This is a genomic window from Herbaspirillum sp. CAH-3 (assembly GCF_009668275.1).
GTDB lineage: Bacteria > Pseudomonadota > Gammaproteobacteria > Burkholderiales > Burkholderiaceae_D > Herbaspirillum > Herbaspirillum aquaticum.
The window spans coordinates 127485-153445 of the sequence record NZ_VSWE01000012.1; the positions used below are offsets into that span (position 1 = coordinate 127485).

General features: G+C 55.1%; 21 protein-coding genes. 15 read left to right on the plus strand and 6 right to left on the minus strand.

All coding sequences use genetic code 11. The annotated features are described in order from the left end of the window. Positions 1-176: 176 nt before the first annotated feature. Positions 177-1523, minus strand: a complete 1347-nt coding sequence (locus tag FYB76_RS16720) for a HipA domain-containing protein (RefSeq protein WP_154134331.1) — start codon at positions 1521-1523, stop codon at positions 177-179. Positions 1524-1660: 137 nt separating this feature from the next. Here FYB76_RS16720 and FYB76_RS16725 point away from each other — a divergent pair, with 137 nt between their 5' ends. Continuing rightward, complete coding sequence (locus tag FYB76_RS16725) at positions 1661-2161, plus strand: hypothetical protein (RefSeq protein WP_154134332.1); 501 nt, start codon at positions 1661-1663, stop codon at positions 2159-2161. Positions 2162-3085: 924 nt separating this feature from the next. Next, a complete protein-coding gene (locus FYB76_RS16730) occupies positions 3086-3394 on the plus strand; it encodes a helix-turn-helix domain-containing protein (protein ID WP_154134333.1) in 309 nt (102 codons plus the stop codon). 893 nt (positions 3395-4287) lie between these two features. Here FYB76_RS16730 and FYB76_RS16735 read toward each other — a convergent pair. The 4 genes from FYB76_RS16735 to FYB76_RS26665 all read right to left on the minus strand — a co-directional run bounded on the left by FYB76_RS16735 (position 4288) and on the right by FYB76_RS26665 (position 11191). After that, positions 4288-5976 carry a DUF262 domain-containing protein gene (locus FYB76_RS16735; RefSeq protein ID WP_154134334.1) on the minus strand — a complete coding sequence of 563 codons (1689 nt, stop codon included), beginning with the start codon at positions 5974-5976 and terminating at the stop codon, positions 4288-4290. A 294-nt stretch (positions 5977-6270) separates the two neighbouring features. Then, positions 6271-9477, minus strand: a complete 3207-nt coding sequence (locus tag FYB76_RS16740; RefSeq protein ID WP_154134335.1) for an SIR2 family protein — start codon at positions 9475-9477, stop codon at positions 6271-6273. A gap of 230 nt (positions 9478-9707) precedes the next feature. Further along, entirely contained in the window at positions 9708-10904 is a 1197-nt protein-coding gene (locus FYB76_RS16745; RefSeq protein WP_154134336.1) for a reverse transcriptase domain-containing protein, read from the minus strand. Next, entirely contained in the window at positions 10904-11191 is a 288-nt protein-coding gene (locus tag FYB76_RS26665) for a hypothetical protein (protein ID WP_195724657.1), read from the minus strand. The genes FYB76_RS16745 and FYB76_RS26665 overlap by 1 nt, the downstream gene beginning before the upstream one ends. 635 nt (positions 11192-11826) lie before the next feature. Between FYB76_RS26665 and FYB76_RS16750 the strand changes: the two genes are divergently transcribed. Continuing rightward, positions 11827-12387, plus strand: coding sequence for a hypothetical protein (locus tag FYB76_RS16750; RefSeq protein ID WP_154134337.1), 561 nt, complete (start codon positions 11827-11829; stop codon positions 12385-12387). 904 nt (positions 12388-13291) lie between these two features. Next, positions 13292-13768 (plus strand): hypothetical protein, encoded by a 477-nt coding sequence (locus FYB76_RS16755; protein ID WP_154134338.1) that lies wholly within the window; start codon positions 13292-13294, stop codon positions 13766-13768. A gap of 77 nt (positions 13769-13845) precedes the next feature. On the opposite strand, the gene FYB76_RS26835 is transcribed toward FYB76_RS16755, so the two are convergent. After that, positions 13846-14289 (minus strand): hypothetical protein, encoded by a 444-nt coding sequence (locus FYB76_RS26835; RefSeq protein ID WP_229296996.1) that lies wholly within the window; start codon positions 14287-14289, stop codon positions 13846-13848. 432 nt (positions 14290-14721) lie between these two features. Here FYB76_RS26835 and FYB76_RS27000 point away from each other — a divergent pair, with 432 nt between their 5' ends. From FYB76_RS27000 to FYB76_RS16810, 11 genes are all read left to right on the plus strand, one after another. Next, entirely contained in the window at positions 14722-15486 is a 765-nt protein-coding gene (locus FYB76_RS27000; protein WP_154134339.1) for a DEAD/DEAH box helicase family protein, read from the plus strand. A gap of 16 nt (positions 15487-15502) precedes the next feature. Beyond that, a complete protein-coding gene (locus tag FYB76_RS16770; protein WP_370516364.1) occupies positions 15503-16918 on the plus strand; it encodes a DEAD/DEAH box helicase in 1416 nt (471 codons plus the stop codon). A 219-nt stretch (positions 16919-17137) separates the two neighbouring features. Further along, the gene (locus FYB76_RS16775) at positions 17138-18019 is read left to right on the plus strand and encodes a hypothetical protein (protein WP_154134341.1); all 882 of its coding nucleotides are present in this window, start codon (positions 17138-17140) and stop codon (positions 18017-18019) included. 586 nt (positions 18020-18605) lie between these two features. Then, entirely contained in the window at positions 18606-19007 is a 402-nt protein-coding gene (locus FYB76_RS16780; RefSeq protein WP_370516365.1) for a hypothetical protein, read from the plus strand. A gap of 159 nt (positions 19008-19166) precedes the next feature. Further along, on the plus strand, positions 19167-19796 hold the full coding sequence (locus tag FYB76_RS16785) for a LysE family translocator (RefSeq protein ID WP_154134342.1): 630 nt from the start codon (positions 19167-19169) through the stop codon (positions 19794-19796). Positions 19797-20108: 312 nt separating this feature from the next. Next, a complete protein-coding gene (locus tag FYB76_RS16790) occupies positions 20109-20723 on the plus strand; it encodes a CDP-alcohol phosphatidyltransferase family protein (RefSeq protein ID WP_088757188.1) in 615 nt (204 codons plus the stop codon). Next, positions 20720-22471 (plus strand): bifunctional alpha/beta hydrolase/class I SAM-dependent methyltransferase, encoded by a 1752-nt coding sequence (locus tag FYB76_RS16795; RefSeq protein WP_154134343.1) that lies wholly within the window; start codon positions 20720-20722, stop codon positions 22469-22471. The genes FYB76_RS16790 and FYB76_RS16795 overlap by 4 nt, the downstream gene beginning before the upstream one ends. Beyond that, positions 22468-23826 (plus strand): phosphatase PAP2/dual specificity phosphatase family protein, encoded by a 1359-nt coding sequence (locus FYB76_RS16800; RefSeq protein ID WP_195724658.1) that lies wholly within the window; start codon positions 22468-22470, stop codon positions 23824-23826. The genes FYB76_RS16795 and FYB76_RS16800 overlap by 4 nt, the downstream gene beginning before the upstream one ends. Then, the gene (locus FYB76_RS26670) at positions 23819-24349 is read left to right on the plus strand and encodes a hypothetical protein (RefSeq protein ID WP_187697727.1); all 531 of its coding nucleotides are present in this window, start codon (positions 23819-23821) and stop codon (positions 24347-24349) included. Before FYB76_RS16800 ends, FYB76_RS26670 begins: the two co-directional genes overlap by 8 nt. A 20-nt stretch (positions 24350-24369) precedes the next feature. Then, on the plus strand, positions 24370-24990 hold the full coding sequence (locus FYB76_RS16805; RefSeq protein ID WP_083859687.1) for a 1-acyl-sn-glycerol-3-phosphate acyltransferase: 621 nt from the start codon (positions 24370-24372) through the stop codon (positions 24988-24990). 16 nt (positions 24991-25006) lie between these two features. Next, positions 25007-25948 (plus strand): phosphatidate cytidylyltransferase, encoded by a 942-nt coding sequence (locus FYB76_RS16810; RefSeq protein WP_154134344.1) that lies wholly within the window; start codon positions 25007-25009, stop codon positions 25946-25948. Positions 25949-25961: the final 13 nt, after the last annotated feature.

A 25961-nucleotide genomic window follows, 5' to 3' on the forward strand; every position in this document is an offset into this window, starting at 1 on the left:
ATCGGGTGAGGAGTTCTAATAGCTTTGTAAGGAATTTAGACGGCGACGCTTGGATTATCTAAACACTGGATTTCCAAAAGAAAAAATTGATGCTTTGAATATTCGTGTGTGTTCGAAAGATAGTAGTACATCTGACGGTAGCGTTTGATATGGGCGGCCTCGTGAATCGTTCTCAACTACTCTTGGCTGAACAACACCGACGCAACTTTCAACAAATGTATTGCACGGCCCTCGATTGAAATGACAATCTTGCGGACCAGAGTCCGCTCTTGCTGCGTGTAGACGTCGCTCTTTGCCAGAATTGGAGCATGCGCCCTCACTGCAGTAGCCAAGGCCTTGAGTTCTTCAACAAGCGTGTCGCGTGCAATACCTGCTTCTTCCGCAAAAATCGTCAGGTCATCAGCAACGACGTCCTCGACCAAGAAGGCATTACCGAACGCCATCGCCATTTCAATACCCATGTCATAGACGCGCGTGCAGACGAGGTCATAGGCCGGGGTCGGCATGATTCCGAGCCTATGCTGGAAGAACGAAAAGTTCTTTGCGTGCGCATCGCTATTTCCAATGAGCATGTTGAAAAGTGCCCATCTCACGATGGCCATCCTTCCCTCGCGTAGCACCATGAAATGTCGGTCCAGTTCGAACATTTCACTGAAGCCAATACCGATACGCCTCTCCCGATATCCGCCTCCATGCCCCTCTGGGCACTCGTACTTGAAGAAGGGATGTTCTCCAAGCGCCTGGCACGCATCCAAGGTGTGTACACGCTCAACCATTTCCGGGTGCCGGATAATGTTTCTGGCACGGTCAAAGCGTTCCACCAGCAAGACGGGTTCTGGAACACGTCGGATTTCAACGTTGGCTGCAAGTAAGCCCACCGCTCTAGCGAGAGACATGCAGAAGTGCTCGTTAGCGACCATGCGCCGCTTGCTTTGGCCGTGGGGCTCGGGTTTCAGTATGTGGCTCGAATTCAAACATCCGCCGACAAGCTGGATGTCATCGCCGTCCAAGCGCACCTGGAGCTTATCTTGGACGCCGGCTAACGACTGGTAGAAAACGTCATCCCAGAAAGCGAATGGGATGGTGCTCCTGCGTCGGATACGTTTGGACAATTCCGCTGTTGGCAGCTCACGGACGACTGGCGGTCTATCATCGGGGACGCTCAACTCCTCCACATCCAGGTCAAATCCCACGGCACCCGCCGGCTCTCGACATAGATAGACGGCCATTGCGCAAGCATTCGCGTGACTGAGCTGATATCGGCGAGCGGCTTCCCCTAGCGCTTCTCCTTCTGGCAGAAGGTTCAACAGATGGTCGCGAATCACCCTGTAGGGAGCTTGGCCCTCCTTGAGAGGAAGGTGAGGTGACAGTGGATAGGAATAGTCCCACGTTCTCCACATCCGGCTATAACTGAAGTTGCACTGCTCCTCTAAAGGGCTGTATTCGACGCCGGCGATAAGCTGGTTTGCTGTAGTCGCGCAGATACTAGCTCGACCTCTCGACAGTAGCTTGGCTATATCCATCACATCCTCCACTGCAAGAAAAACTCATGTTTTAGACGACACCTCTGGAGTTTGCAAAGGAGAGGCCAACTAAAAACAGTCATGCACACCCGGCTGGACCTTGACACGGCGTCGCACAGGAACGATAAATTCATCCAATGAACACTCGAGTCAAAGACGTCGTCGCCAAACTGTACCGCCCGTCAGCGCAGGGCAGGCAGGTATTCGCCCTGTCCCGAGGGGACGCGGAACGCATCCCGCTGATTGACGGGGTGGCCATGATTTCCATTACTGCCCCTGAAAAACATCCGGCCCACCTGCCTGAGTATAAGTATTTGCTGAGACTAAGCTTTGCAGACGTCGATTTCCTTGGCGAGCTCTCAGCACGAGCGGCACAGAAACTTCCTGCGGCAATGACTGAGGATGATGCAGAAGACATATTGCGATTCGCCCAGGCACTTCCGGATACCGTTCACACTTTGCTCGTCCACTGCGAGGGTGGCTTCTCAAGGTCAGCCGGTGTTGTAACCGCCCTGAGGGATTTGTATGGCTACGTGGCAGAGAACGCAAGGCTCGTCCAGGCAAATCCTAGTGTCGTAAAAACTATCATGGAGGCTGCACGACCGGAAACCACCAAGAAGCGAAAATCAAAAAGGTAGAGAAAATCCGTACCTTGGTGCCTTGAGAGCCTAGTCCAAAAGGGCTATGGATAACTTGGGTTCTTGTTCAACGCCAGTCTTGAGAATGCAGAAGCCCCGACTAGCGGGGCCTCTGGTCCATCGGGTCCGATTCCTCTTACCTAGCGATTGCTAGACCAGTTAGCACTTGGTGGGCGACCTCGCGAGTCGGCTCAAGAGGCCCTTTCATACAGCTTAGCAAGCTGGCGCATTAAGCGCAAACTTCAATACAAAGGGGGCGCGATACTGTCCACGTGCTCCAACAGGTATCGAAGAGCGACCTCATTGACGGCCCGGAGACTCAACCCAGAGTAGTTCTCGGCGAGGCGGAAGGACGTTCGTACGTGCAACGCGGCCAGGTAGTCGCCATTCAGCCGGCAGCCAAAGCGAGAGGCCAAGTCCCTACGAATACGCTCCCGTACAGATTCGTTCAGGTGGATACTGGAAGGTATTGCAACCGCGAGCATTAACTGGCGGGCACCTGGCATATCGTAAATTCGGATTAGCGTGTGGGTCCAGGACAAGACCGAAGTGTGGGACCTTCATCTCCCGACCAGATTAAGGGGCGAACCGAGATGCGCAATCTCACCATAGCTTGGCAACTAAGCCACCGTTATCCTGAATTATCTTAAATCGGATAATTATCCAATTCCGGTATAACGCGGTATAACGCCGCTCTCGCCTAGCATTCGGTGGGCCTACAACTAAAATGCTATAGAGAAGAAATCTAACCGTGACCGACAAGGCAGAGAGCAGCGATGCGCTGCAGGCTGTCGGCAACTGCCGCAGCATTCGGCACGATGAGATGCACGCCTTAGAACATGGCAAGACATGGTCATCAAAGTAGGATATTTCGATTAAATCCTACTTCGCTGCGCATCCGGAATTGAGACTCGAGAGGCATCAATGCGAAATCTAGGAGACATCGCGATTCTCATGCGCGATGCGATGAAGGAGCAGAAAGTAACGCAGCAGGACCTACGCGAACGTGCCGGGATTGCCAGGCGAACGCTGACCGGGGTACTAAGCGGAGAGGCCGATTACAAGGTCACCACCTTGATGGCGGTGCTCGACCGATTGGGCTACGAAATGGTTATCGTGCCCAAAGCGGCCGCACGTGCAGTTCCGACGCAGTGGGAGCCGACTGAGCCAGTGGTGAAGACGAAGGTGCAGATTGCAATTGAAAAGCTCAATCAGCTTTCACCAGAGAAGTAGACAACGCGCTGTAATACCTAAGCGCTCGGCCAAATTCGGCGTCACCGCTGAATCAGCCTCGGAATCTAGCTCTTGACGCCGCACACCGATTCGGCATCTCGAGCGGGCTTTATCGCTTAGAAAATGGGAAGTCGACGAAATCGTCTTCGAGGAATAGGTCGCGGGACTTCTCTTTATTATTCCACTCCAGGTGGAACCTCATTCAACAATAAGGCGGCGCTTAGCTTTTACAACGAACACCCGCTCATGCTAAGCCTTGCTAGTCTCTCAACTAGACCTTCTTGCTGGCTTTTGGCTCACACCGAAGCGGCACGAAGGATTTAAGGCACCATAAAATATCAAGATTTAGTCCGCTGCGCTACGTTGGCGTGTCCTCAGCGGATATGGCGTCTCAATTTAGGTAAAACATGGTCATTAAAGTAGGATATTTCACTGAAATCCTACTTTGCTGCGCACCCCAGAACTAAGTCTCAAAAGGAATCGATGCGCAATCTAGGAGGCATAGCGACTCTCATGCCCGACGTGATGAGGAAGCAGAAGGTAATGCAACAGGACCTACGTGAGCGCGCCGGCATTGCCAAGCGAGGCTGGCCTTAGCCCATATATCCCGCAAGACATAATCGAAGGTGGTCGAAGGGCTATCTACGGACAGCCCTTTCTATTTTGTCTCAGCTCAAACATCCCTAAGCTCATTGGGATTGAATTTTAACAGCTCTATTTTTAGCAACCGGAGCTGAAAAGGGGCCGCGGTGCATTGCTGCGGGCTTGGTGGCCACTGGAGATACTCCGGCACGAGAACCACACGATTTCGTTGTGGAAGTGGCCTCGAAAACTCACGTTATTGTCTTGCCATGAAAAAGAGCCGCTTAATACGGCTCCTTTTCCCAGCGTCCTTAGGTGAGACTCCATCCCTCCGACAATACCTCGAGCAACAGTCTTTGCCGTCTCTCGACTTCTTGGAGACTCCATTCCTGCATATGCAAAACCTGCGTCGTAAGTGCGTACGACGACACGCCCTTCTTTCCGGTGAAATACGCCACCTTCTTCCGCTCGAAATCATAGTTTCGCGCTTTGGAATTTCGCCGCTGATTCAAGGGAACAAGATTAGCAATGCGATGGACCCACTTTTCGCGAGCGCTCGATGACGGCCAGAGCCTTGCCCATTCAGAATCTTCGTCAACGGTCTGCGGCAGGACATGCTCGATGGTCAAAATAGTTGGGTCGTATATAGCAGCTCCATCTGACAAGAAGGAGTCTAGGCGCAGAATAATGTAGTTACGCCGCCGCGCGGTCAGCTCATAGACGTCACCATCGAGTGCAGCCTTAAATTTGTTCTTTTCTACGGTCGTCAACTCGACCGCGGTCGCAGGGTTGACCATGCTGGACGGAGCTTCCAGTTCTCGGAGAACTGATGCATAGCGTTCTACCCGCTGGTTCACATCCAAGGCGCAAACATGCATGTAAGCGGCTAGCCTCTCCAACCGTTGCATGAACCAGCTTACGTACTCGGTCTCCGAGTCATATTTTGCGAGGAAGCTCATCGCGCTTGGCAACCAATCGGAATTATCGATTCGATTGAGCCAGCGAAGCAGCGCATTCACTTCAGCCGCGTTGGCGGTGGACACGAACTGTGCATGCTTAGCCACCAAATATGCCTGCGTGTATGGCTCGATAACGTCGTCCACTAGCCCTTCAGCTGACGGGACTTTATCGATTACACGCTCACGAAACTCTTCAAGCAATGCTCGTCGAGCTTTATCTTTGGCATAAATAGTCCGGATATGAGCGAAAACCTCTGCGAATCCATCGCGCCCTGTCTCAACCTCGAGTTCTTCCCAGATGTCGTTGTAATGGTCACGCTTGCTAGGCGCAACTTTCCCAATGACATTCGATTTAATAATATCCGTCGGCAGCAGGTCCAAGCCTCTACTATTCAGAACAGAAAACACTCGAAAAGCTGATTGCTGACTAGGCGTCGATACCGCGACCAGGAAACAACGCTGCACGAGGAAGCTGCCGAATCGAGTCGCTTCCTTCTGGTCACTGCCGAACGCGTCCTCAAGGCGCTGACGGAAGAGCATTGCGTTGAGACGAATGTTTCGCTGTGATTCGTTATCCAGTTTTGCCGGGTCTAGGCCAGCCAATTCATCGATGGCGACATTCTGCACGTACTTTTCAAAGAAGGCCGAATCCCTCTCACGGAGGGTCAGTCGAGGCTTGGACTCCAGCCCTTCCAGCAAATTGCCTGGCTCACAGAGATACTTGCGGAACGACTCACGAATAGGCTCTTCAGAGCGGTCTGTTAGGAGTGCCAGCAAAATCGTCAGCGTAGTAAGACGCTGCTGGCCGTCAATGACCTCTGCTGCAGGCTTGTCCTCTTGCTTAATGAGCACGATGCTGCCTAAGAAGTAGCTGTCCTCGGCATCTTCCTTGGTGTAAAAGTCATACAGGTCAGAAAATAGCTCGCCCGCCTGGGTCGGCGTCCATGCGTAAGGCCGCTGATAACTTGGAATCGTATAGTCAAATTCTGAGCTAAAAATTTTAGCGAGAGGATATTCTGCCCCGGAGATTCGTTTCGTCATTATTTTGATAATTGTGTAAGTGCCTCATCGTGACGTCGAAAGCTCAATGGCACCGACATCACATTATGAGACTTCGGTTTGACTTGATTAAAATAGAGCCCTGACTACTCCAATGGCAGCTCTACTTAGACATTCCCCCATCAACGCCGGAAATATTAACTTACGCCCACTCGCACCGGCGATATTGTAATCAGAAGTCAAACGTTATGTGTACCAACACCGAGGTCAATTATAAATTCATGCAGCAAAGTTGGCGCTATACCTAGGGATAAAACAATTCACTTCAGTGTACTCTTAGCTTTTTAAGACCAAGTCAATCGCAATAGGTCCGCGATAGGTAAATGCCAGAGTAAACTCAAAAATTGTACCCTTCGACACGGCTTCCCATACTCCAGCTTTGAGCCCACTTTTGCTCTTATTGAAGTGGACATTGAAGCGTAGCTCGCTCGAGCGCAAGAATCCAAATGCGGCCTGCTTTGTAACGACATTTCCCGAATATCTACGAGAAGTACCATCAAGGTTTTTCACTCGGAATGAAACTTTGTCCTTATTTTCAATAAAGACGTCTCTTAGCAACCGAAACTCTGCATGTCCCCTTTCGAGGTCTCCATAGAGCAGAGAGCAGCGCGCGTAAAGTAAGCGAGCCTCGTAATGACTGTCACCATCCGAAAAACTACGACGCAATGACGAGAGAATTCCCGCAGCATTTCCAAACTCATCTTTTTTAATCAAGAGTTTAGCTAACGACAAACCAGCCATTTTGTCCGCGGGCGAAGCTAAAACAGCCTGTTTTAAAACTTCAATTCCTTTATCAATTTGGTCCGCCGACGACAGTGCCTCCCCATAAATTCTCGTAATTACCGAGTTGTCTGGTGCCTTCGTGTGAAAACGCTCCAGGACCGTAAGCGCTTGCGGTTGCTGTCCTATCACCTTTAAGAATTCCGAACGCAGGACCGTCATCGATGCATCATTTGGCTCTCTCCTAAGCTGCCCCTCGATAAGCTGAGAAAGCTCAGAGGTGATACGAATTACCGCTTGCTCTTTCAAATCGGTCGTATCTTTGGTATTGCCATCATCCTCAGAACTAAGACTGAAGGTTTCCTTCAACTCGTCCAAAAGAACCTGCCCCAAGAGATGCTCCGGATATGAAGTAGACGTACGATTAACTTGAGACTTCAAAATCGCCCGGGCATCCGCTCTGTAGCGGTCACGCTCGACTTCGGAGTTCGACGAAAGAGCCTTACGCCTAAAAAGATTGGCCCTAGTGTGTTGAATCGAGGTGTCACGGTAACCGGTTCGTTGATTTTCAATTTCGGCAAGGCGTAAGCACTCGGCTGCAACGTCGAGATTTCCGCTTTGGTGTGCAATTTCGAGAATGGCTCGTTGGTGCAGCAGAAATGCTGGCGGGCCATTCGCCTCTTCAGCTGCGTCAAATACTTGCAGTGCAAATTCCTTTTTATCGAATATCTCTGCTAGTCGCCTGCCTTTGACTAAATCGAAAAATGCTTTCTTATCACTTGAGTAGTCCAAATCAATCATGGACAAGATGCGTGTCAGCTGACGTGCTCGCTGTTCTTGGTCACGAATAACCAAAGAGAAGACCATCTTTGAGATTTCGCTGTGCCTGCTTTTATAAACATAGTCGCGAAACCTAGTTTCGAAATGAATCCGAACCACCCTGGCCAGCGGGCCGTCTAAGTATTCGTTGAGGGCCGTAATTGGTAGTCCACTAATTCGTGACAAGAGCCCCGCGCGAACGCCAACACCTGACTGGTGCAGCGTACAAATATCCAAGTAGAGCTGCTGTGCTTCCCGGGGAAGAATTTTTTCGAACTCGCTGACAAGAATTTGCTCAAAGCTATCTGCGAAGGTTATTTCATGAAGTGCGACCAGCAGCTGCTGTTCGTAGAACTTCTGCACGAACGTCTTACGTTCGTCTTCAGAGTATTGTTCGAGCGGGCCGAGAACCTTACTTTTCGATAAGTTTTTCAGCAGTGCTAAAACTTCTTTTTCAGCTAAATCATGAAGCTCAAACGTTTCATTAATACGCTTACGCATCGCTTGCCCGTAAATATTGAGCTCGTTAGTTCTGGCGCAAGCAACGATGGATATCTTCGATGATTTTTGGAAAATTTGCTCGACGAAACTAGGTAAAGTATCTTCATGGTCAAGAGCATCATCGATGAAAAGATACAATCTTGATTGGACTAGCTCTTGTAATTCGATGATAAGTTCTGGACGTAGAACTGCCCCCTCCTTCAACCACACAACCAGAGGGGTATCCAAAAGCTTCGACGTCTCGAAAGCGCTGCGTTTCGCCAGGACGGATTTTCCGCAGCCGGCATAACCAGTAATAAAAAATAGCTTCGGCTGTGTACTTTCAAGCGTATCGATTACAGCACGGTTCAAGACACGCTCACCTATACCACGGTGCACATCGAGGTCCATGTAAATAGGCGAGAAAGATGAATCGAGACCGGAGTAGAAGCCCTTCGGGTCGACGCTAAGCGATGGAGGAGGGTCTGGCAATACATGCAGCAGCTCTTCGTTGAGATACTGGACCAAATTGTCTGATGGTGAATTATGAGAAGGAATCCATTTCGCTATCGACAAGTCCTTCTTGTTGAAAAGACTTGCTAGCCGACGATTGTTGGACGAAATACCAGCATCAACTTCAGTCAAAAATTTTGCATAAGTACCTTCGAGTGGAACAATACGTCTGGCTGCCCAATACCGACGTTGGATGTCATCAAATTCCAAATCGACATATAGATATGTGTCACGACTCTGACTTGCGTCGCCTATGTCAAAAAGTATGTCTTTAATGTTCTCGTCGTTTAAGCTGTAACCGCAGAAAATAATGGGACTTTGTATGGCCCACTCTTTGAAAGCTCGAACTATGTTCTCTCGACCTGCCTTAAATTTTGCATACTCATGCGAGTCCAACACTATAGGCGTTTTGACATCCGCATAATTCTTAATGCAACCGTGGAGTTTCAAGTAAGGAACAGTGTTCTGTCCAGCCAAAGCCTTTTCTAGCTCCTCTCCGTCCCTCGTAACGGGAGCCAGACTTTGTAGCGCACCGGGTGAATTTTCGTACGCGCGCTCGACGACCAAGTCATAGTTAGTGGTCACGATAGCTCTCCATCGGAATTTGGGCACAAGCATATGGAACTCCGCCGGCGCCAAGTCATAGAAGACGCCGCGGACAAATGTCTGGACCTTGACCAATGAAGTTTCGTTGCGAGCATAGTCAGCAACGGCCATTAATGGCTTTTTCTTGTGCTGTCCGCCGAGAAATTCGTTCGACAGTCTATCTCTTAGCTCATCGCCAGTAATTCTTGTTTTAACTCCCTTCAGTAAAGCATCAAACGAGGCCCCCGCACCAAGAAATAGAATCGCATCCCCTGACTCTATAGCTTTACGAATAGGCAAAGGTATTTCGTCGAACATTCTAGCTCCCCATTTTTGAATAAATACTTCGGCCTCTATTGAGGCCATTTCCGTCCTTCTCCTTTAGCTATGGCGTGGCCCGACTAATACCGTAGCTCGATACTTCCCTGGCAATTTCTGAACCCGAGAATGCAATTTAATGGATGTTTCACAGAAGCCCTCCGCTAATCTCAAATTAGCGCCATTTCTATAATGCGTGAAATTTAATTATTTTTTGTGTTCACAAAGTGGTTCAGCTCAATTGCTATATGCTCAGAAGTGCGGCGAAAGACTTGCGACTACCTTAGGCCAAGGAAGGTTTTGGCTCCCCTCGAGAGCTTTTGGATGTCTATGCCGAGGTCGTTCGTATACAGAGCACGCAGTGTTTTCTGCTCAATGTCTTCTAGGTTGTTCCTCACTTCGTTGATGTTCTCGCACAAATCGTACGCAGCCAGGAAACCGTTGCTCTTGGCCACCAACAGCGAACCCAGTTTTTTTAGCGTGATGCTCTGTGACAGCAGATGCGAGACGCTTCCCATACTCAGCATGTCTTCACGAATCGATTGGATTTGTCTATTCGAGAGGCGCAATGAGTATGTGCCCTTGTTAGGGGAAAGCTCCAATCCAAGGAATTCGGTAGGTTCTTTAGGGGCGCTTATGAAGGATTTTGTGTCCGGGGCGTCTAGGGCTGGGATGCTCAAGCCCAGTTTCCCCAACTCGGCGAGGCAGAAATCTGCAGCCGCTTCGCACTCTTTGCGGTCGTTCCCGAAGAAAATCAGGTCATCCGCGTAACGCAATGCGCTGAATCTCTTCTTCTCGATGGCCGCATCAAAATCGTGGAGCAGCAAATTCGAGAATAGAGGCGACAAAGGCATGCCCTGGCGTATGCCCTGGCCTGCAATAATCCCCTGCTCCCTTAATTTCTTCGCTACTCCCTTCCGCCCATCCTCAATTTCACACTCCATCGCTTGGAACAGAATCCCATGTAGCGACCGGTCCTTCACGAATCGCTCAATCGCAGCCCTTAGCTTCTCCCGCGGAATATTGTCGAAGAATGCCGTGACGTCCGTCTTAAAAACCCAAGGATGCGCCTTCCGCATGGCCACAGCATTCAGCGCAGCCTGCTTCACGGAGCGTTTCTTAATAAACCCATAGCTGATGTCGTTCGCCAGCTTGTACGCGTACTTCTCAGATAAAAAGTTCACCAGAGCGCGCTGGACAATCCGGTCCTTTACCGTCGGTATGGCAATGACCCGTCTCTTGCCATTCGGCTTGATGATTGTCACCGGCTTCAACCGCTGGAATTGGAACTCTCCTAACCGCAATTCGCCCGACAGCCTACGTATGGCCGCCATTGCGTTCTGGTCAAAATCATTGATAGAGGTGCCGTCAACGCCCTCTGTTCTTCGAGAGGCTGCTGAGGATTTGGTCAGCATTTCCCGCCAGGCGTCATGCAACGCACTTGTGGATAATGCTTTTTGAAAGGCATTCGTCATTAGGAGAACCGCGGGCGACTGAAACCCCAAGACCCGCGACCATAAGCTCCGTCGGCTGCCCGGTTCCTGACTGCCTCAGACGAGGTCAGCCGCTCACCGCGGTTTCCGCCGATGACGCACTCGCGATTGCTCGCTTGGGCGACATTTTGCAGCAGGGTAACGCGCAGCGCAACCAGCAGAGATGCATGCTGGTCGACCCCGTCCACCACAGCCGCCGCCGAAATGTAAATGCTTCTCATTCCACTGCCCTCCATACCGATATTCATCGAAAATACGACCAGAATCACGGCGGCCACCCTGCGAAGAGCGCGGAAGTAGCCACGAAGGCGCGCGGGCGTGTCCTTACGGCACGTCGACGTTTCGGGCGCACCCGCCTCTCCGCGCGCCGGCCGCCCTGCACGTTTCTTAATCGCCTTCCCGTCAATTCTTGGGGAAGAAGGCGACTCCTGGCCTCCGTCGGCTGCCCGGTTCCTGACTGCCTCAGACGAGGTCAGCCGCTCACCGCGGTTTCCGCCGATGACGCACTCGCGATTGCTCGCTTGGGCGACATGTCGCAGCAGGGTAACGCGCAGCGCAACCAGCAGAGATGCATGCTGGGTGCTACCACAGCTCAACTATATCCTACCTCGGCCGAACTTATCAAAGAGCAAACGTAACTATTACATCCCGCAAGAACTTAACCGCCCGGGCGACAACAATCGTTGCGATAAAAGCAAGTAATCCGCGAAAAAGGAAATAAAAAGCGTGGTTTTACTGAGATAACGCCTCCTGGAGGGCACTTCGTGACCATTTTGCGAAGCGGAAAGCTCGTAATCTTCCTTTCGCGAAATGCCGACTGTCAAAAGTTGCACCCGACAAAACGCCTTGTACGCTCTTCCAGTGGGTCCGTTAAACCCTCTTTTTAACTTTCGAAAGTATCAACATGACAACACAGCAACAACTCGCCCCGAACGCATCACTTGGCGGCCCCGCATCACCGCCTCCATCCGGGTCCAAGCGCAACATCCCTTGGATACCAGTGCTTACGCTCGTCGGCGGAGTGGTCACGGGCATCGGCTCCACTCTTTATGCGGACGGCGAACTGCGATATAGAAATGCGCTCAACCAAGCTCAGTCTGAAAAGGCGCAGGAACTCTCGACCCTGACGGTGCAACTGGCCAACGCGCAATCCAGAGCTGACCGGGCGGAAGAACTGCTGAAGCAGGCAAATGAACAGCTGGCAGCCAAGAAGGGCGAGCTCGCTATCGCCGGAAAGGAAGTCCAGCGGCTCCAGGCCAATTCCGCTTCGGCACCCAACTGCGCCTTCGTGAAGAAGCGCCTCGACCGCGTCGACGCCGATATCGCCGATATCACCTACGTCAGCGAATTCAGGCTGGAGGGGAAGGATATCACCGCCATCAACACCCCTGAAAAGACAGAAAAGCTTGCAGCGCTCCGGAAAGAGCAAGAATTCCTCCTGAAACAGGTTTCGACCTGCCGGTAGTCGCCAAAACTGAACGCGGCTCAGATGATGGGCCGCGTTTGGTTCTTGGCTCGCGGATATGCATGTCTCACCGCAGCTGCTGAAAGACTCAAGGTCCAGAATAATGAGCATTAAGTGCATTTTTCGACGATAAGGCTCAAGATGCTGGACTTCAGACTAGCGCCCCATGAACTGGTGAATTTGGCGAACAAAACTTCGTCTGGCCGACGAACAGCCGTTCTGTGTCGCTGGTTTTTGGAAGGCATGGAGGAAGAACAGGGTTCCTTCTCGTTCTAGTTCACGCAGTTGACCATCAATACGGACAAGCATCCACTAATGAGGCGACTTCACAAGCCGGGGATGAGAAGCGAAGCGTTGTGATAGCGCCGCACTCTGAATATGAGGCATGGCTAAACGTCAAAGACCCAGAAGTCGCGCGGCTGATGCTGTCGCTCTATCCTGCTGAATTACTGAAGGCCTAGCCGGCACCGAGGCCAAAGGCTACTTCCACGAAGACGCCAGTGGTCCGCAAAAACAAGAGCGCCGATGAGAAGAAAGTGGAGTATCCAGAGACAGGCTCGCTGTTCTAGGAGATGAAAAGAAAAAGCCACCGCAAGGGTGGCTTCTTAAAAAACATTGTCGGAGCGGCGCCCGCAGTATCCATTAGAGGGTAACCCCTCAGGACTCCTGAGTCCGAGACATACGTCTCAAACACCACGCTCAGATAGGCATTAACTGTGGCCCTATCCCTGCTATTTCGTCTCGCCTTCGTGCCACTCCGGCGGACATATCGTCTATCAAGCGACAACCTCAGTATAGGCCATACTCAAATTTGAGTAAACACATGATGTAAATACCAAATCTGCTGCTCCGGCCTAGATTGCTAGATAATATGGTCATTCAGACAAAAATAAAGAGGGGGCCTGTGTACGACCAATATGGCTTTTGGACTGTTGATGGCTCGACAGATTTCGGCCTCATGCCTGCAGGCATCTTTTCGGGTGTAGACAAGCCTCTCCCCATTCGTTTGCAACATGGCAATAAAAAATGGGGTGTTGAACACATCGAACAACGCCATGGTGCTTGGCTGCTTAAGCAGGAGCATACACCCGCGAGCATGGTGCACTTGAAGCTTCAACAGTCGGGTAGTGTCTACTCGACCGAGGCTGAGGATAAGACGAAAATTAACATGATGTTAAATCCGTCGGCGCTGCTTGTTCTCCGTTATATCCCGACTCAGGAGTACCTGACGGTGGTTACTATTTATTTGAAGCAAGACAAAATAGATGGAACATACCTTGGGAAATACAGACCTGCTCCAGGGGTTGCTGCCCGTCTACGGCCAGTGCCAGTGTATTCTCCTCCGCCTATTGCACTACCGCAACTCAAAAAGTCTGCTTAATTCCGGCTGCCTGCTAAGCGATGCGACCAAATCGGCCGCCATCGCTTCCTCCCTCGCTGCCCAGTTCTACGACGGACTCATTTCTCGCAGAAGGCCTCGCGGAGCTTGTCCAAATCGTCGAATTTCTCCGCGGCATCAGTAAGCGCGACAAGCCCCTTAATCTCAGTACGCTTCGGCCGGGATGCATTAGCTGTCAAATAGCCATAGAAGCGTCCATTCCTATCAACAATCACCGGTGGGTCACTGGCGTAACTATTCCACGGGGAAAGAGAGCTGTAGCTTGAGCCATATTGGCCGTAGCTATTCCAGATGCTGTCCGAGTTGTAGCCGGAACCGTACGAGCCGTATTCATTGCAGACCGAACCGTTATCGTGTTCGCTACAGTTCAAGCAGCCCAAGAACTTGTCATGGCTGTGTCCCCCAAAGAGAAGTAGTGCCGGAGTCTGTGACGCAGCTACACCCACCATGCCGGCCAAGAATGTCCCAACCACAGCCCTCAAGACTATTCTGTAATTCGCCATGCGGTCCCCTTTGTTTGCGTTGTCGCGAAAGCATAGCCGGAATCTTGGCTAAATGTAGCTGACCACGGCAGCAGTAGCGCCCAAAAAGAAGCAGACCCAAAAGTCGGCTCCACTTACTTCAGGCTTACTTTACAGCCCCTTTATCCCCAAAGCCGAGTAGCTCGACTTCGAGTGCGAACAGCCTTCCCAATATCGCCCGTTTGCAGAGGAACGAATTCGACGCGCTCTGCAACCAGGTGCCTTCGCTTCTCTCCAGCCAGCTCATCGCAGCCGCATCGCATTCCTTGAGCCTAGGCCCTCATGCTGCGCATCATCCTTTTCTCATTGCAGAAATTGAAATGCATGCATAATGCATCTCATCAATCGTCATGAATCTGGTTGAGCACGCTGGGGAGCTCCTCAACCAAAACAAGAATATCGGGGAGAGGGAAAATGCAGGTAACACTGCCGGCTTTACTTTCTTTGAGCGAGAAGTCCGACTATGGCGTAATAACTCAAATTGCAAGGCCGTCTACCACAGTGGACGGGGCCCTTATCCCCTTCACTCTTGAGAAATCAGTCGGTTATGTTTTGAGAGATAACCAAGGCACCGAGCACGCTAACATATTTGCCTCAAAGCCAAAGGGAGCAATTTCTACCGAAACACCAATACTGATAGCCAAGGTAGAGGCTCTTGACGATTCTGAGCTTGATTTGTCAGACAAGAAGTGGTGGTCAGCTGCAGGGATGACACCCGCAAAATCTATTGCGCAAAAGGCTTCTGCGGCTGCACGCATGTCTTGGCGCGGTGCTTTTCAATTCTTTCCCGAAGACCCAAAAAATCCAGAGCTAATCGGCTTGCGTAAGCCTCAACTGGGTGCCCTTCACGCTATTCATGCTCACTGGTCCGTCAGCCGAGAGACAGCAACACTGGTAATGCCGACGGGGACGGGGAAAACCGAAACAATGCTCTCCGTATTGCTTTCGGTTTGCTGCGAGAGAGTCTTGGTAGTAGTTCCATCGGACGCTTTACGGACGCAAATTGCAGAGAAATTTGAAACGTTGGGCATGCTAAAAATGCGGGGAAGTCGGATATTGACTGAATCTGCGCAGTGGCCAGTTGTTGGTCGTCTTCTATCAAGTCCGAAATCTGTAGAAGATGTCGACGCTTTTTTTTTCGGGCTGCAATGTGATTGTCACTACCAGCCAACTTCTTAGCGGTTTAAGCAGGGCTGTGCAAAAACGAATCGCACATTTTTGCTCACATCTTTTTATCGACGAAGCGCATCACGCAGAAGCAAAGACTTGGCGGAATTTCAGAGAAAATTTCGAAGATAAACTCGTCCTGCAGTTCACCGCCACACCGTTCCGAGAAGATGGACAAAAGCTCGATGGGAAGTTCATCTACATCTATTCCCTTAAGGCTGCCCAGGAAGAAAATTATTTCAAACCAATTCGCTTCCATCCCATAAGTGAGTTTAATAGCAAGACAGGCGACATCGAAATTGCGAAAGCGGCCTTGAAGGCCCTGGACGAGGACCGAACAGGCAGACATATCGTGATGGCACGAGTGGACTCCAAAGCAAGGGCCGAGGAAATCTTCAAGCTATATCAAGAGCTCGGCAAAGGGCGGCATGAAGCCATAGTAATTCACTCCGGTATGAGAGCCTCCACAATTCGCATCGAAAAGCAAAAACTTTTTGATGGCGATGCAAAGATTGTCGTTTGCGTCGACATGCTCGGAGAAGGCTTTGACCTTCCTGAGCTGAAAATCGCAGCATTTCACGACATCCGAAAGAGTCTCTCAGTCACGCTTCAACTTGCCGGCCGTTTCACACGCTCCCGGCCTGATTTGGGCGATGCTCTGTTCATCACAAATATTGCTCTTATTGAAGTTCGTGACGAATTGCAGCAACTTTATTCGCGCGACCCAGATTGGAATGAGCTTCTTCCTGCACTCAGCGGAGCGGCTATAGAAGATGAGGTCGCAACTCAAAAATTCTTTAAAGGATTTGCACGTTTCTTAGACCAGGTTCCGCTTAAGGACCTTAGACCAGCAGCTAGTATGGTCGTGTACCGTACTGATTGCGGTAAGTGGAAACCCGAAAACTTTAGAAAAGGATTCCGCCGCCGCTCGTCTCGCGACAAACTGTTTCACACGATTAATCGGGACGAAAACACGCTTGTCGTTTTGGCTGCTACCGAGGACACGGTTCGCTGGAGTGATGTCGAATCTATTCGGGAGACAAATTGGGAGCTGCTAATCGCTATTTGGGATAGCACACTTGAGCTTCTTTACATCCACGGGTCTGGTATTAACGGCGAATACAGAGAATTCGCGAAGGCGATTTGCGGGAAGGAGGTAAAACTAATTGTTGCCCCGGAAGTTTTTCGCTCATTTGATGGCGTCAAACGTTTGGTGATGAACAATGTCGGTCTCGAAGAACATCTCGGTAGACAAGTTCGTTACACCGGCCGAATGGGGTCTGATGTAGAAGCTAAGATAGGTCAGGATGCTCGAAGAACTGCCAAACGCGCAGTTCTCGCCGGCACGGGATACCAAGACGGTGCAAGGGTCACCGTTGGAGCTGCAAAGCGAGGGCGCGTTTGGTCAACTTTACGCTTGCGTATCGATTCTTTCAGTCAGTGAGCCCGCGAGTTAGGAAAAAAACTGGCAGACGACACGATAGATACTACGGCTCTTCTCGAAGGAACACTGAAACCGCGTCAGATTGGCACAACTCCGCAACTTCCCGCAATATGCGTTGAGTGGCCAAAAGAGATATGGGATAAACCTCTCAGCACCACCCAAATCGGGGTGTCTAATGTTTCTGTAACAACTGCCATCTTCGTAGATATCGAAGTTGATATGCGCAACGATTCAGACCCGATTGTATTGAAGGTCTTTTCGGAGAATTGGCATGCTCTATATCGTCTAGACCTAATTGGCGGAGATGATGATTGTGATTTTTCATTCACACACGTAGGAGGCTCGAAGCCCTTCATCACTCCTGGCTCGCGAAGCGAAGCTGTCCTGCTCAGTGAGTTCCTCACTGAGCATCCACCAACAATCTGGTTTGCGAACGGCTCTTCATTGGAGGGTACAGAGTTCACCGAGCTCCCTCCCGCTACATTGCTTCCATATAGGACCGAGCTCTTAATACCCGTGGATTGGAGCGGTATCGATGTTACGGCTGAATCCCAAGGCCTTAGCAAGAAGGCAGACACTATTCAACATAAAGTCATTCGAATGTTGCAAGGAGATGCGTCCTATCGAGTTATCTTTGATGATGACGGTTCTGGAGAGGCTGCAGACATCGTTGCAATTCGCGTTATTGAGGAGGAGGTACGCACGTATCTTGAGGTCGAGCTTTATCATCTTAAGTACACCAGCAAAGAACCAAGAAACAGCGTAGACGACCTGTATGTAGTCTGTGGCCAAGCGCAACGTAGCGCCACATGGATGGCTAGCCAGGGACGTCGAACGGACCTTTTCGTTAATTTGCTAAGACGAAATCAATCACGAATTGATGCTGGCAAGGTGTCCCGCTTCGAACGAGGTGACTCAGCTGCGCTACTAGAAATCAAAAACATGAGCCGCAGCTTCGATATGCGTCTCAAAGTCTTTGTCGTTCAACCTGGCCTATCTAAAGTCTCCGCCACGGAAAATCAGCTACGTTTGCTTGCGGTCACCGAGCGATATCTCTCCGACACATATGGCATCACGTTCGGCGTCATGTGCAGGGAGTAGGCCGTTCCCCAATAAAGAATTTGAGCGTATTGATTACCTCAACCCCAGAAAAGTGCGTGCTGCTGGTTTCAGTTCTTTGATGGAGGAAAGCGCCGCCGGTGCCGCGACCAAATGCGTGCAGCGTCTTCGAAATGGCCTGGGAACTATGAAGCAAGCAACTGCACGGAGAAAGCCCGATATCTTCGGATTCTGACGCGGAGAAGGCACGTACCGATGCAAAAAGCGCTCAGAGGTATGACAACGAGGCCGAGAACACCTGACTCATTCAAGCAAATCCCGGTGCCATGAAAACGCTCCTTGCAGTAGTAAAGTGCGTCAAAAACAACGTAAGAACGGCTGAGTCGAGAATAAACGATTGAGTTTTAAAACACGAGAGAACCCCGTTTCGATGTACTTCACATCTCGCGCCATGTAGACAACACGCGGGAATGAAAGCCAAAGAGCCAGAAAACCGGGCTAAATGGCCCAACTCATAGACGAGTACAAATATCAGTGCAACTGTGACGATTACGGCTAATTTTTCATTAAGCTCACGCCCCCTAAGTCCCTGATTTGTCTCATTTTGTGCGTTAGCTTAAATTTGGTGATGTCCACTCAGGCACGCCTGTCGGGTCCGCTGCTGGACCGGATCGACATGCAATTGCACGTCAACGCCCTGAGCCCGGCCGAACTGGCGGTCCAGCAACCGGGCGAAACCAGCGCCGCCATCGCGGAGCGTGTCGCACGCGCCTTTGAACGGCAGCGCCAGCGCCAGGGCAAACCCAACAGCCTGCTCAGTGGCAGCGAAATCGACCGGCATTGCCAGCACGACGCGGCCGCCGCCCAATTGCTGCAGGCCGCCATGCTGCGGCTGAACTGGTCAGCGCGGTCGTATCACCGGGTATTGAAACTGGCACGCACGGTCGCCGATCTGGCGGGGTCGGACATGATCGCGCAGGCGCACGTGGCCGAGGCAGTGCAATACCGGCGGATGCTGGCCACGCATTGAGCGGCAGCCAGGCGAACCACCAGACAGCGGCACCCTCCCTGTTGCGCCAAGCAACAGGACGTTCTGTATCTTCTCCCTCGCTCGGCCGGGCTTTAGCCTTGCAATTCACACGGCATCGACTGCCGCCCGCCACCTGCCGACCGAAAGAGAATTGTCGCCATGCCCACTGTCTCCACCCTGCTGGCTTTCGCCGCCCTCTGCCTGGGCATGGTCCTCACTCCCGGCCCCAACATGCTTTACCTGGTCTCGCGTTCGGTCTGCCAGGGCCGCAAGGCCGGCTTGATCTCGCTGGCCGGTATCGCGCTGGGGCTGGTGTTCTACATGATGTGTACCGCCCTGGGTATCAGCGCCCTGCTCATGACCCTGCCCCTGGCTTACGACGCGCTACGCCTGGCGGGTGCGCTCTACCTGCTCTACCTCGCCTGGCAAGCGCTCAAGCCAGGCGGCCGCTCGCCTTTTGCAGTGCGCACCCTGCCGCCGGACAGTCCTCGCAAGCTCTTCAGCATGGGGCTGTTGACCAGCCTGCTCAATCCCAAGATCGCGGTGATGTATCTCTCGCTGCTGCCGCAATTCATCCAGCCCGACCACGGCAGCGTGCTGCTGCAGTCCTTCGCCCTCGGGCTGACCCAGCTGGTGGTGGGCATCAGCATGAACGCGCTGATCACGCTTTCGGCGGCCTCCATCTCCGCCCTGCTGGCGAAGCGTCCCGGCTGGCAACGCCTGCAGCGTTGGCTGATGGGCAGCGTGCTGGCCGGGCTGGCCGTCCATATGCTGATCCAGCGGCGCTGAACGCCTCCGACCCGCCCCCCTGAAGCAGCGATCCGCTCACCGAGCGCATCGCTGTCACACCTTCGCTCGCCTGCCGGCGGCAACGTCGCCCAAGCCGATGACATTGAGTCAACGCGCTTCTCGAACGGCGACGAGAGCTCCCCGCTCATTCCCTCAAATTCCACTTCTGCTCGCATCAACCGGGAACAGAAGACGCCATTGCGTTGCCTAAGGTGAGCTTCGCCCGACACAACAAATAACAAATCAGAATCGACAACAAGGACGATCCTCCATGCCCTCTCCCCTCCCCGACGGCCGTGCGGCAGGTGCCGCATGATCAGCATCTATCAACTCAAACCCCGCTTCCAGGCGCTCTTGCGGCCCATGGTGCGCGCCCTGGCCCAGGCCGGCGTGACGGCCAATGCGGTCACCGTACTTGCCATGCTGGTCTCGCTGGCACTGGGCGCGCTGCTCTTCGTGGCCGGGCCGCAGCGGCCGGCGCTGTTCCTGCTGCTGCCGCTGTGGATGTTCCTGCGCATGGCCTTCAATGCCGTCGATGGCATGCTGGCGCGTGAATTCGGCCAGCAGTCGGCACTGGGGGCCTATCTCAATGAGCTGACCGACGTCATCTCCGATGCTGCCCTGTACCTGCCCTTTGCACTGGTGGCCCCGTTCGGCTGGGCCAGCGTGGGCGGGGTGATCTTCCTGTCTGCGGTGTCGGAGATGGCCGGGGCGCTCGGCCCCATGGTCGGTGCGCCGCGCCAGTACGACGGCCCCATGGGCAAGAGCGACCGCGCCTTCCTGTTCGGCGCACTGGGCTTGTGGCTGGGACTGGCCGGCAGCCTCCCGGCCTGGATCTTCTGGGCGCTGCCGCTGGCTGTGATCGCCATCCTCCTCAATATCATCAACCGCATCCGCAGCGGCCTGCGCGCCGCCTCCCACCCATGACACGATCCTGCCAGGAACACCAGTTCACCACCCACGACGGCCAATCCCTGTTCTATCGCCGCTGGCCGGCCACCGGCGCGCAGCGGCGCGGCGCTGTCGTCATGTTCCATCGCGGCCACGAGCACGGCGGGCGCATGGAGCACCTGGTCGATGAACTTGGCCTCCCCGATTTCGATTTCTATGCCTGGGATGCGCGCGGCCATGGCCGTTCGCCGGGCCCGCGTGGCTATTCCCCCAGTTTTGCGCACTCGGTGCGGGACGTACAAACCTTCATCCACCACCTGCGCGACCAGTGGCAGGTGGCCGAGGAAGACATGGCCGTGCTGGCCCAGAGCGTGGGCGCGGTGCTGGTCTCGACCTGGGCGCATGACTACGCGCCCCGCGTGCGCTGCCTGGTACTGGCCTCGCCGGCCTTCAAGGTGAAGCTTTATGTTCCCTTCGCCCGTCCAGGACTGGCCCTGCAGCAGAAGCTGCGCGGCAATTTCTTCGTCAACAGCTACGTCAAGGCGAAGTACCTGACCCACGACCGGCAGCGCCAGGCCTCCTACGACAACGATCCGCTGATCAGCCGCCCGATCTCCGTGAACATCCTGCTGGCGCTGTATGAAGCGGCCGAACGCGTGGTCGCCGATGCCCAGGCCATCACCATTCCCACGCAATTGCTCATTTCCGGCGCGGACTGGGTGGTGCACCATGGCCCCCAGCACGATTTCTTCGCGCGCCTGGGCACACCAGTGAAGGAAAAGCACGTCCTCCCCGGCTTCTACCACGACACCTTCGGCGAAAAGGACCGCAAGATCGCCACCGATCTGGCGCGTGAATTCATCCTGCGCCAGTTCGCCCAACCCTGGGCCCGGCCGGACCTGCGCCAGTCGCACCGCCAAGGTCCGACCTTCGAAGAGTCGCGCCAGCTCTCCGCAGCGCTGCCCGCCCTCAGCCCCAAGGGCCTGTACTGGGCCAGTTACCGCGCCAACATGAAGCTGGGCGGCCTGCTCTCCAAGGGCGTGGCGCTGGGACATCGCACCGGTTTTGATTCGGGCAGCACACTCGATTACGTCTACCGCAACACGCCCGAAGGCGTTGGTCCGCTGGGCCGCGCCATCGATCGCCAGTACCTGGAGGCGATCGGCTGGAAAGGCATCCGCCAGCGCAAGCTGCATGTAGAGGAATTGCTGCGCACGGCCCTGGCGCGCCTGCAGGCGGACGGACAGCCGCTGCGCGTACTCGATATCGCCGCCGGCCATGGCCGGTACGTGCTGGAAGCGCTGGGCCAGGGACCGCGTCCCGATTCCATCCTGCTGCGCGACTACAGCGAACTGAACGTGCAGCAAGGCACGGCGCTCATTGCCGAGAAGGGCCTGGCCGACATCGCCCGCTTCGTGCAGGGCGACGCCTTCGACCGCGCCAGCCTGGCCGCCGTCACGCCGCGCCCGACGGTGGGCATCGTCTCCGGCCTCTACGAACTGTTCCCGGACAATGAAGCCGTGGCCACCTCCCTGGCCGGCCTGGCCGAGGCCATCGCACCGGGGGGCTATCTGGTCTATACCGGCCAGCCCTGGCATCCGCAGCTGGAACTGATCGCCCGCGCCCTCACCAGCCATCGCGGCGGCCAGGCCTGGGTCATGCGTCGCCGCACGCAAGCCGAGATGGACCAGCTGGTGGCCGAGGCCGGGTTCGAAAAGATGGAACAGCGCATCGACCAGTGGGGCATCTTTACCGTCTCGCTGGCCCGGCGCAAGGCGGCATGAGCCAGGCCGACCGCCTGCTGCCCGCGGCGGCACCGGCCACCCTGCTGCCCTGGAAACGCGGCGTGGCCTGGCTGCTGTTGCTGGGGCCGCTGTTCTTCCTCAGCTATGGCTTCGCCAACCACGCGGCGGCCGCGCGCGCCAGCGTGCCAAGCTTCTTCTATGGCTGGGAGCGCCATATCCCGTTCCTGCCCTGGTCCATCCTGCCCTATTGGTCCATCGACCTGCTCTACGGGTTTTCCTTCCTGTGCTGCCGTACCCCGCGCGAGACCGATCGCCATGCGCTGCGGCTGCTGACGACGCAACTGATCGCGGTGGCCTGCTTCCTGGCCTTTCCGCTGCGCTTTGCCTTCGAGCGGCCGGCCACCGACGGACTGTTTGGCGCGCTCTTCGCCTCACTGGCGGCCTTCGACCTGCCCTTCAACCAGGCGCCTTCGCTGCATATCGCGCTGCTGGTGCTGATCTGGGTCCAGTTCGCCCGGCTGCGCACCCATTGGTTCTGGCAGCTGGTGATCCATGGCTGGGCGCTGCTGATCGGCCTGTCCGTGCTGACGACCTGGCAGCATCACTTCATCGATATCCCGACCGGTGCCATGCTGGGCCTGTTCTGCCTGTGGCTGTGGCCGGATGAGGGGGATACGCCGCTGCGCCGCAGCGGCCAGCGCAGTGCGCGACGCATGCGTCTGGCGCTGGCCTACGCGCTGGGAGCCTTGCTGGCACTGGCGCTGGCAATCTCCGTGCGCGCCTTGGCCGCCCCACTGGGCTGGCTGGCCTTGTCGCTGGCCATCGTGGCTTGGAATTACGCCCATGCCGGTGCCGCCGGTTTCCAGAAGCACGACGGCCGCCGGTCGCTGGCCGTCACCTGGTTGCTGGCTCCACATGTATTGGGTGCCTGGATCAATGCCCGCCTGTGGACCCGCCGCCGTCCGCAGCCAGATCCCATCACCGGGGATGTCTGGCTGGGCCGCTTGCCAAGCGCTGCCGAGCTGCGCGCCGGCCCGTTCGCCGCCCTGTGCGACCTCTGCGCCGAACTGCCCGCCCCGCGCGGTCCGTGGGCTTATGCCGGCCATGCCTGGCTGGATCTGGTCACGCCCGACGCCAATCAATTGCTGGCGGCCGCCCGCAGTATCGAATCACTGCGCAGCCATGGACCAGTGCTGGTGGCCTGTGCGCTGGGCTATTCGCGCAGCGCTGCTGCAGTGGCGACCTGGCTCTGCCTGAGCGGACGCTGTCCCGACATGGACGCTGCTCTTGCGCTGCTGGCCGAACGCCGCCCCACGGTGGTCATCAACGCTGCGCTGCGCGAACGCCTGCGGGAAGTCGAGCAGCGCCTGCTGAAGGGAGAACGCCATGCCTGACCTGCGCCAAGGATCCGGCAACGATGCCGCCAACGACGCTGCCCATCAAGGTCTCGCGCCTGAAAACTCTCCAGCTGCGCGGCAGGCAGCCCACCAGGCCGACATTGCCCTGGCGATCCTGGCCCTGAGCCGTCCGCTGGACAATACCAGCCGCCTGCTCAGCATCAGTGCGCTGGTCCTGCTGGTCTTGCATCCGGGCGGCCCTGCAGCCTGGGCTGCGCTCGCGCTGTCCATCGTGTTCGGGGTTGCCGAATGCGGTTTCGCCCTGCGCTGCGCCTTCGATGTCCCCATCTTCACCTCATGGGCCCGCCGCTGGCACCAGGGAAGTCCACCGCAGGACGATCTGGCTGCCTTCGACCTGGCCCTCGCAGACAGCGGTCTGGGCACCAAGGCCAGTGCGGCGCCGCGCCCGCTGGCCCAACGCATCGCCGGGGTACGCCGCCTGGTGAAGAATCAGGTCCGATGCCTGGCCTTGCAGCTTGCGGCCTGGGTGGCCACCTTGGCGTTGCTGTTCATTTCCTGAATCTTGAAGACTGAATTTGTATGCTGATCGACCGCCTCTTCGCCTCCGCCATCTGCACCTTCGCCCGCGTGCTCACGGGCGTGCGTGCCCGCTGGTTTGCCGCACCCGATCCCGGCAAGCTGCGGGTCTACTATCCCAACCACCGCAGCCACGGTGATTTCGTGCTGGTCTGGAGCATGCTGCCGCGCGCCATGCGCAAGCGCACCCGACCAGTGGCCGGGTCGGACTACTGGCTCAGCAGTGCCGTGCGGCGCTATGTGATCAACCGGGTGTTCCGGGGCGTGCTGGTGGATCGCCAGGCCGGCCGCAGCGCCGATCCTATCGGCGTGATGGGCCAGGTGCTGGCGGGAGGTGAATCGCTGATCCTGTTCCCGGAAGGCACGCGCAACCTGGAAGAGGGCCTGCTGCCCTTCAAGAGCGGCCTGTATCACCTGGCCTGCGCGCATCCGGAAGTGGAACTGGTGCCGGTGTGGATCGAAAATCTCGGCCGTGCCATGCCCAAGGGCCATCTGGTACCGCTGCCGCTGCTCTGCACCCTCAGCTTCGGCGAGCCCCTGATGCTGCGCCCCGACGAAAGCAAGGAACAGTTCCTGGCCCGCACCCGCCAGGCCCTGCTCGCCCTGGCCCCCGTGGCCGAATGATCTGCGACGAACGACCATGACTCCCCAAGATACCCTCTTCGCCCTCTTTGGCGGCGTGTTCGCCGTCCTCGCCCTGGCCAGTTCGGTCGGTGGCCTGCTGCGCTGGCGCCTGGCCGGACGCAGCAGCAACGTCATCGACAATCTCAATGCCCGCATCAAGGCCTGGTGGTGGATGATCGGCGCACTGGCCATCGCGTTCTGGATCGGCAAGACCGGCGTGGTAGTGCTGTTTGCGTTCATCTCGCTGCAGGCGCTGCGTGAATTCATTTCCGTCACCTACACCCGCGTGGGCGACCATCGGGCGCTGCTGTGGTGCTTCTTCGTATTCCTGCCGCTGCAGTACGTCCTGATCGGGATGGACTGGTATGGCCTGTTCTCCATCCTGATTCCGGTCTACGCCTTCCTGCTGCTGCCGATCTCGGCCTCGCTCTCCACCGATACCAAGCACTTCCTGGAGCGTGCGGCCAAGGTGCAGTGGGGGCTGATGATCTGCGTCTACTGCATCTCGCACGTGCCGGCCTTGCTGACGCTGCCCATCGCGGGCTTCGAGGCACGCAACCTGCAGTTGATCGTGTTCCTGGTGCTGACGGTGCAATCCAGCGATGTGTTCCAGTACGTGTGGGGCAAGCTGTTCGGCAAGCGCAAGCTGGCTCCGCAGATTTCACCTTCCAAGACGCTCGAAGGCCTGGTCGGTGGCGTGCTGACCTCCACCGCCGTCGGCGCTGCGCTGTACTGGATCACGCCCTTCAATGTCTGGCAGGCAGCGCTGGTGGCGCTGACCATCAACATCCTGGGCTTCTTCGGGGGCTTCGTGCTGTCGGCGATCAAGCGTGACCGCGGACTCAAGGACTGGGGTGCCATGATCGAAGGCCATGGCGGCATGCTGGACCGGGTCGATTCGATCAGTTTCTCGGCACCGATTTTCTTTCATATCCTGCGCTACTGGTGGGTGCATTGAAGCACCACCAGCA

Bases quoted from the DNA above. Each gene is read 5' to 3' on its own strand.
- FYB76_RS16720 (WP_154134331.1), bottom strand. From the start codon at position 1,523: ATGGATATAGCCAAGCTACTGTCGAGAGGTCGAGCTAGTATCTGCGCG.
- FYB76_RS16725 (WP_154134332.1), top strand. From the start codon at position 1,661: ATGAACACTCGAGTCAAAGACGTCGTCGCCAAACTGTACCGCCCGTCA.
- FYB76_RS16730 (WP_154134333.1), top strand. From the start codon at position 3,086: ATGCGAAATCTAGGAGACATCGCGATTCTCATGCGCGATGCGATGAAG.
- FYB76_RS16735 (WP_154134334.1), bottom strand. From the start codon at position 5,976: ATGACGAAACGAATCTCCGGGGCAGAATATCCTCTCGCTAAAATTTTT.
- FYB76_RS16740 (WP_154134335.1), bottom strand. From the start codon at position 9,477: ATGGCCTCAATAGAGGCCGAAGTATTTATTCAAAAATGGGGAGCTAGA.
- FYB76_RS16745 (WP_154134336.1), bottom strand. From the start codon at position 10,904: ATGACGAATGCCTTTCAAAAAGCATTATCCACAAGTGCGTTGCATGAC.
- FYB76_RS16750 (WP_154134337.1), top strand. From the start codon at position 11,827: ATGACAACACAGCAACAACTCGCCCCGAACGCATCACTTGGCGGCCCC.
- FYB76_RS26835 (WP_229296996.1), bottom strand. From the start codon at position 14,289: ATGGCGAATTACAGAATAGTCTTGAGGGCTGTGGTTGGGACATTCTTG.
- FYB76_RS27000 (WP_154134339.1), top strand. From the start codon at position 14,722: ATGCAGGTAACACTGCCGGCTTTACTTTCTTTGAGCGAGAAGTCCGAC.
- FYB76_RS16775 (WP_154134341.1), top strand. From the start codon at position 17,138: ATGCGCAACGATTCAGACCCGATTGTATTGAAGGTCTTTTCGGAGAAT.
- FYB76_RS16780 (WP_370516365.1), top strand. From the start codon at position 18,606: ATGTCCACTCAGGCACGCCTGTCGGGTCCGCTGCTGGACCGGATCGAC.
- FYB76_RS16785 (WP_154134342.1), top strand. From the start codon at position 19,167: ATGCCCACTGTCTCCACCCTGCTGGCTTTCGCCGCCCTCTGCCTGGGC.
- FYB76_RS16790 (WP_088757188.1), top strand. From the start codon at position 20,109: ATGATCAGCATCTATCAACTCAAACCCCGCTTCCAGGCGCTCTTGCGG.
- FYB76_RS16795 (WP_154134343.1), top strand. From the start codon at position 20,720: ATGACACGATCCTGCCAGGAACACCAGTTCACCACCCACGACGGCCAA.
- FYB76_RS16800 (WP_195724658.1), top strand. From the start codon at position 22,468: ATGAGCCAGGCCGACCGCCTGCTGCCCGCGGCGGCACCGGCCACCCTG.
- FYB76_RS26670 (WP_187697727.1), top strand. From the start codon at position 23,819: ATGCCTGACCTGCGCCAAGGATCCGGCAACGATGCCGCCAACGACGCT.
- FYB76_RS16805 (WP_083859687.1), top strand. From the start codon at position 24,370: ATGCTGATCGACCGCCTCTTCGCCTCCGCCATCTGCACCTTCGCCCGC.
- FYB76_RS16810 (WP_154134344.1), top strand. From the start codon at position 25,007: ATGACTCCCCAAGATACCCTCTTCGCCCTCTTTGGCGGCGTGTTCGCC.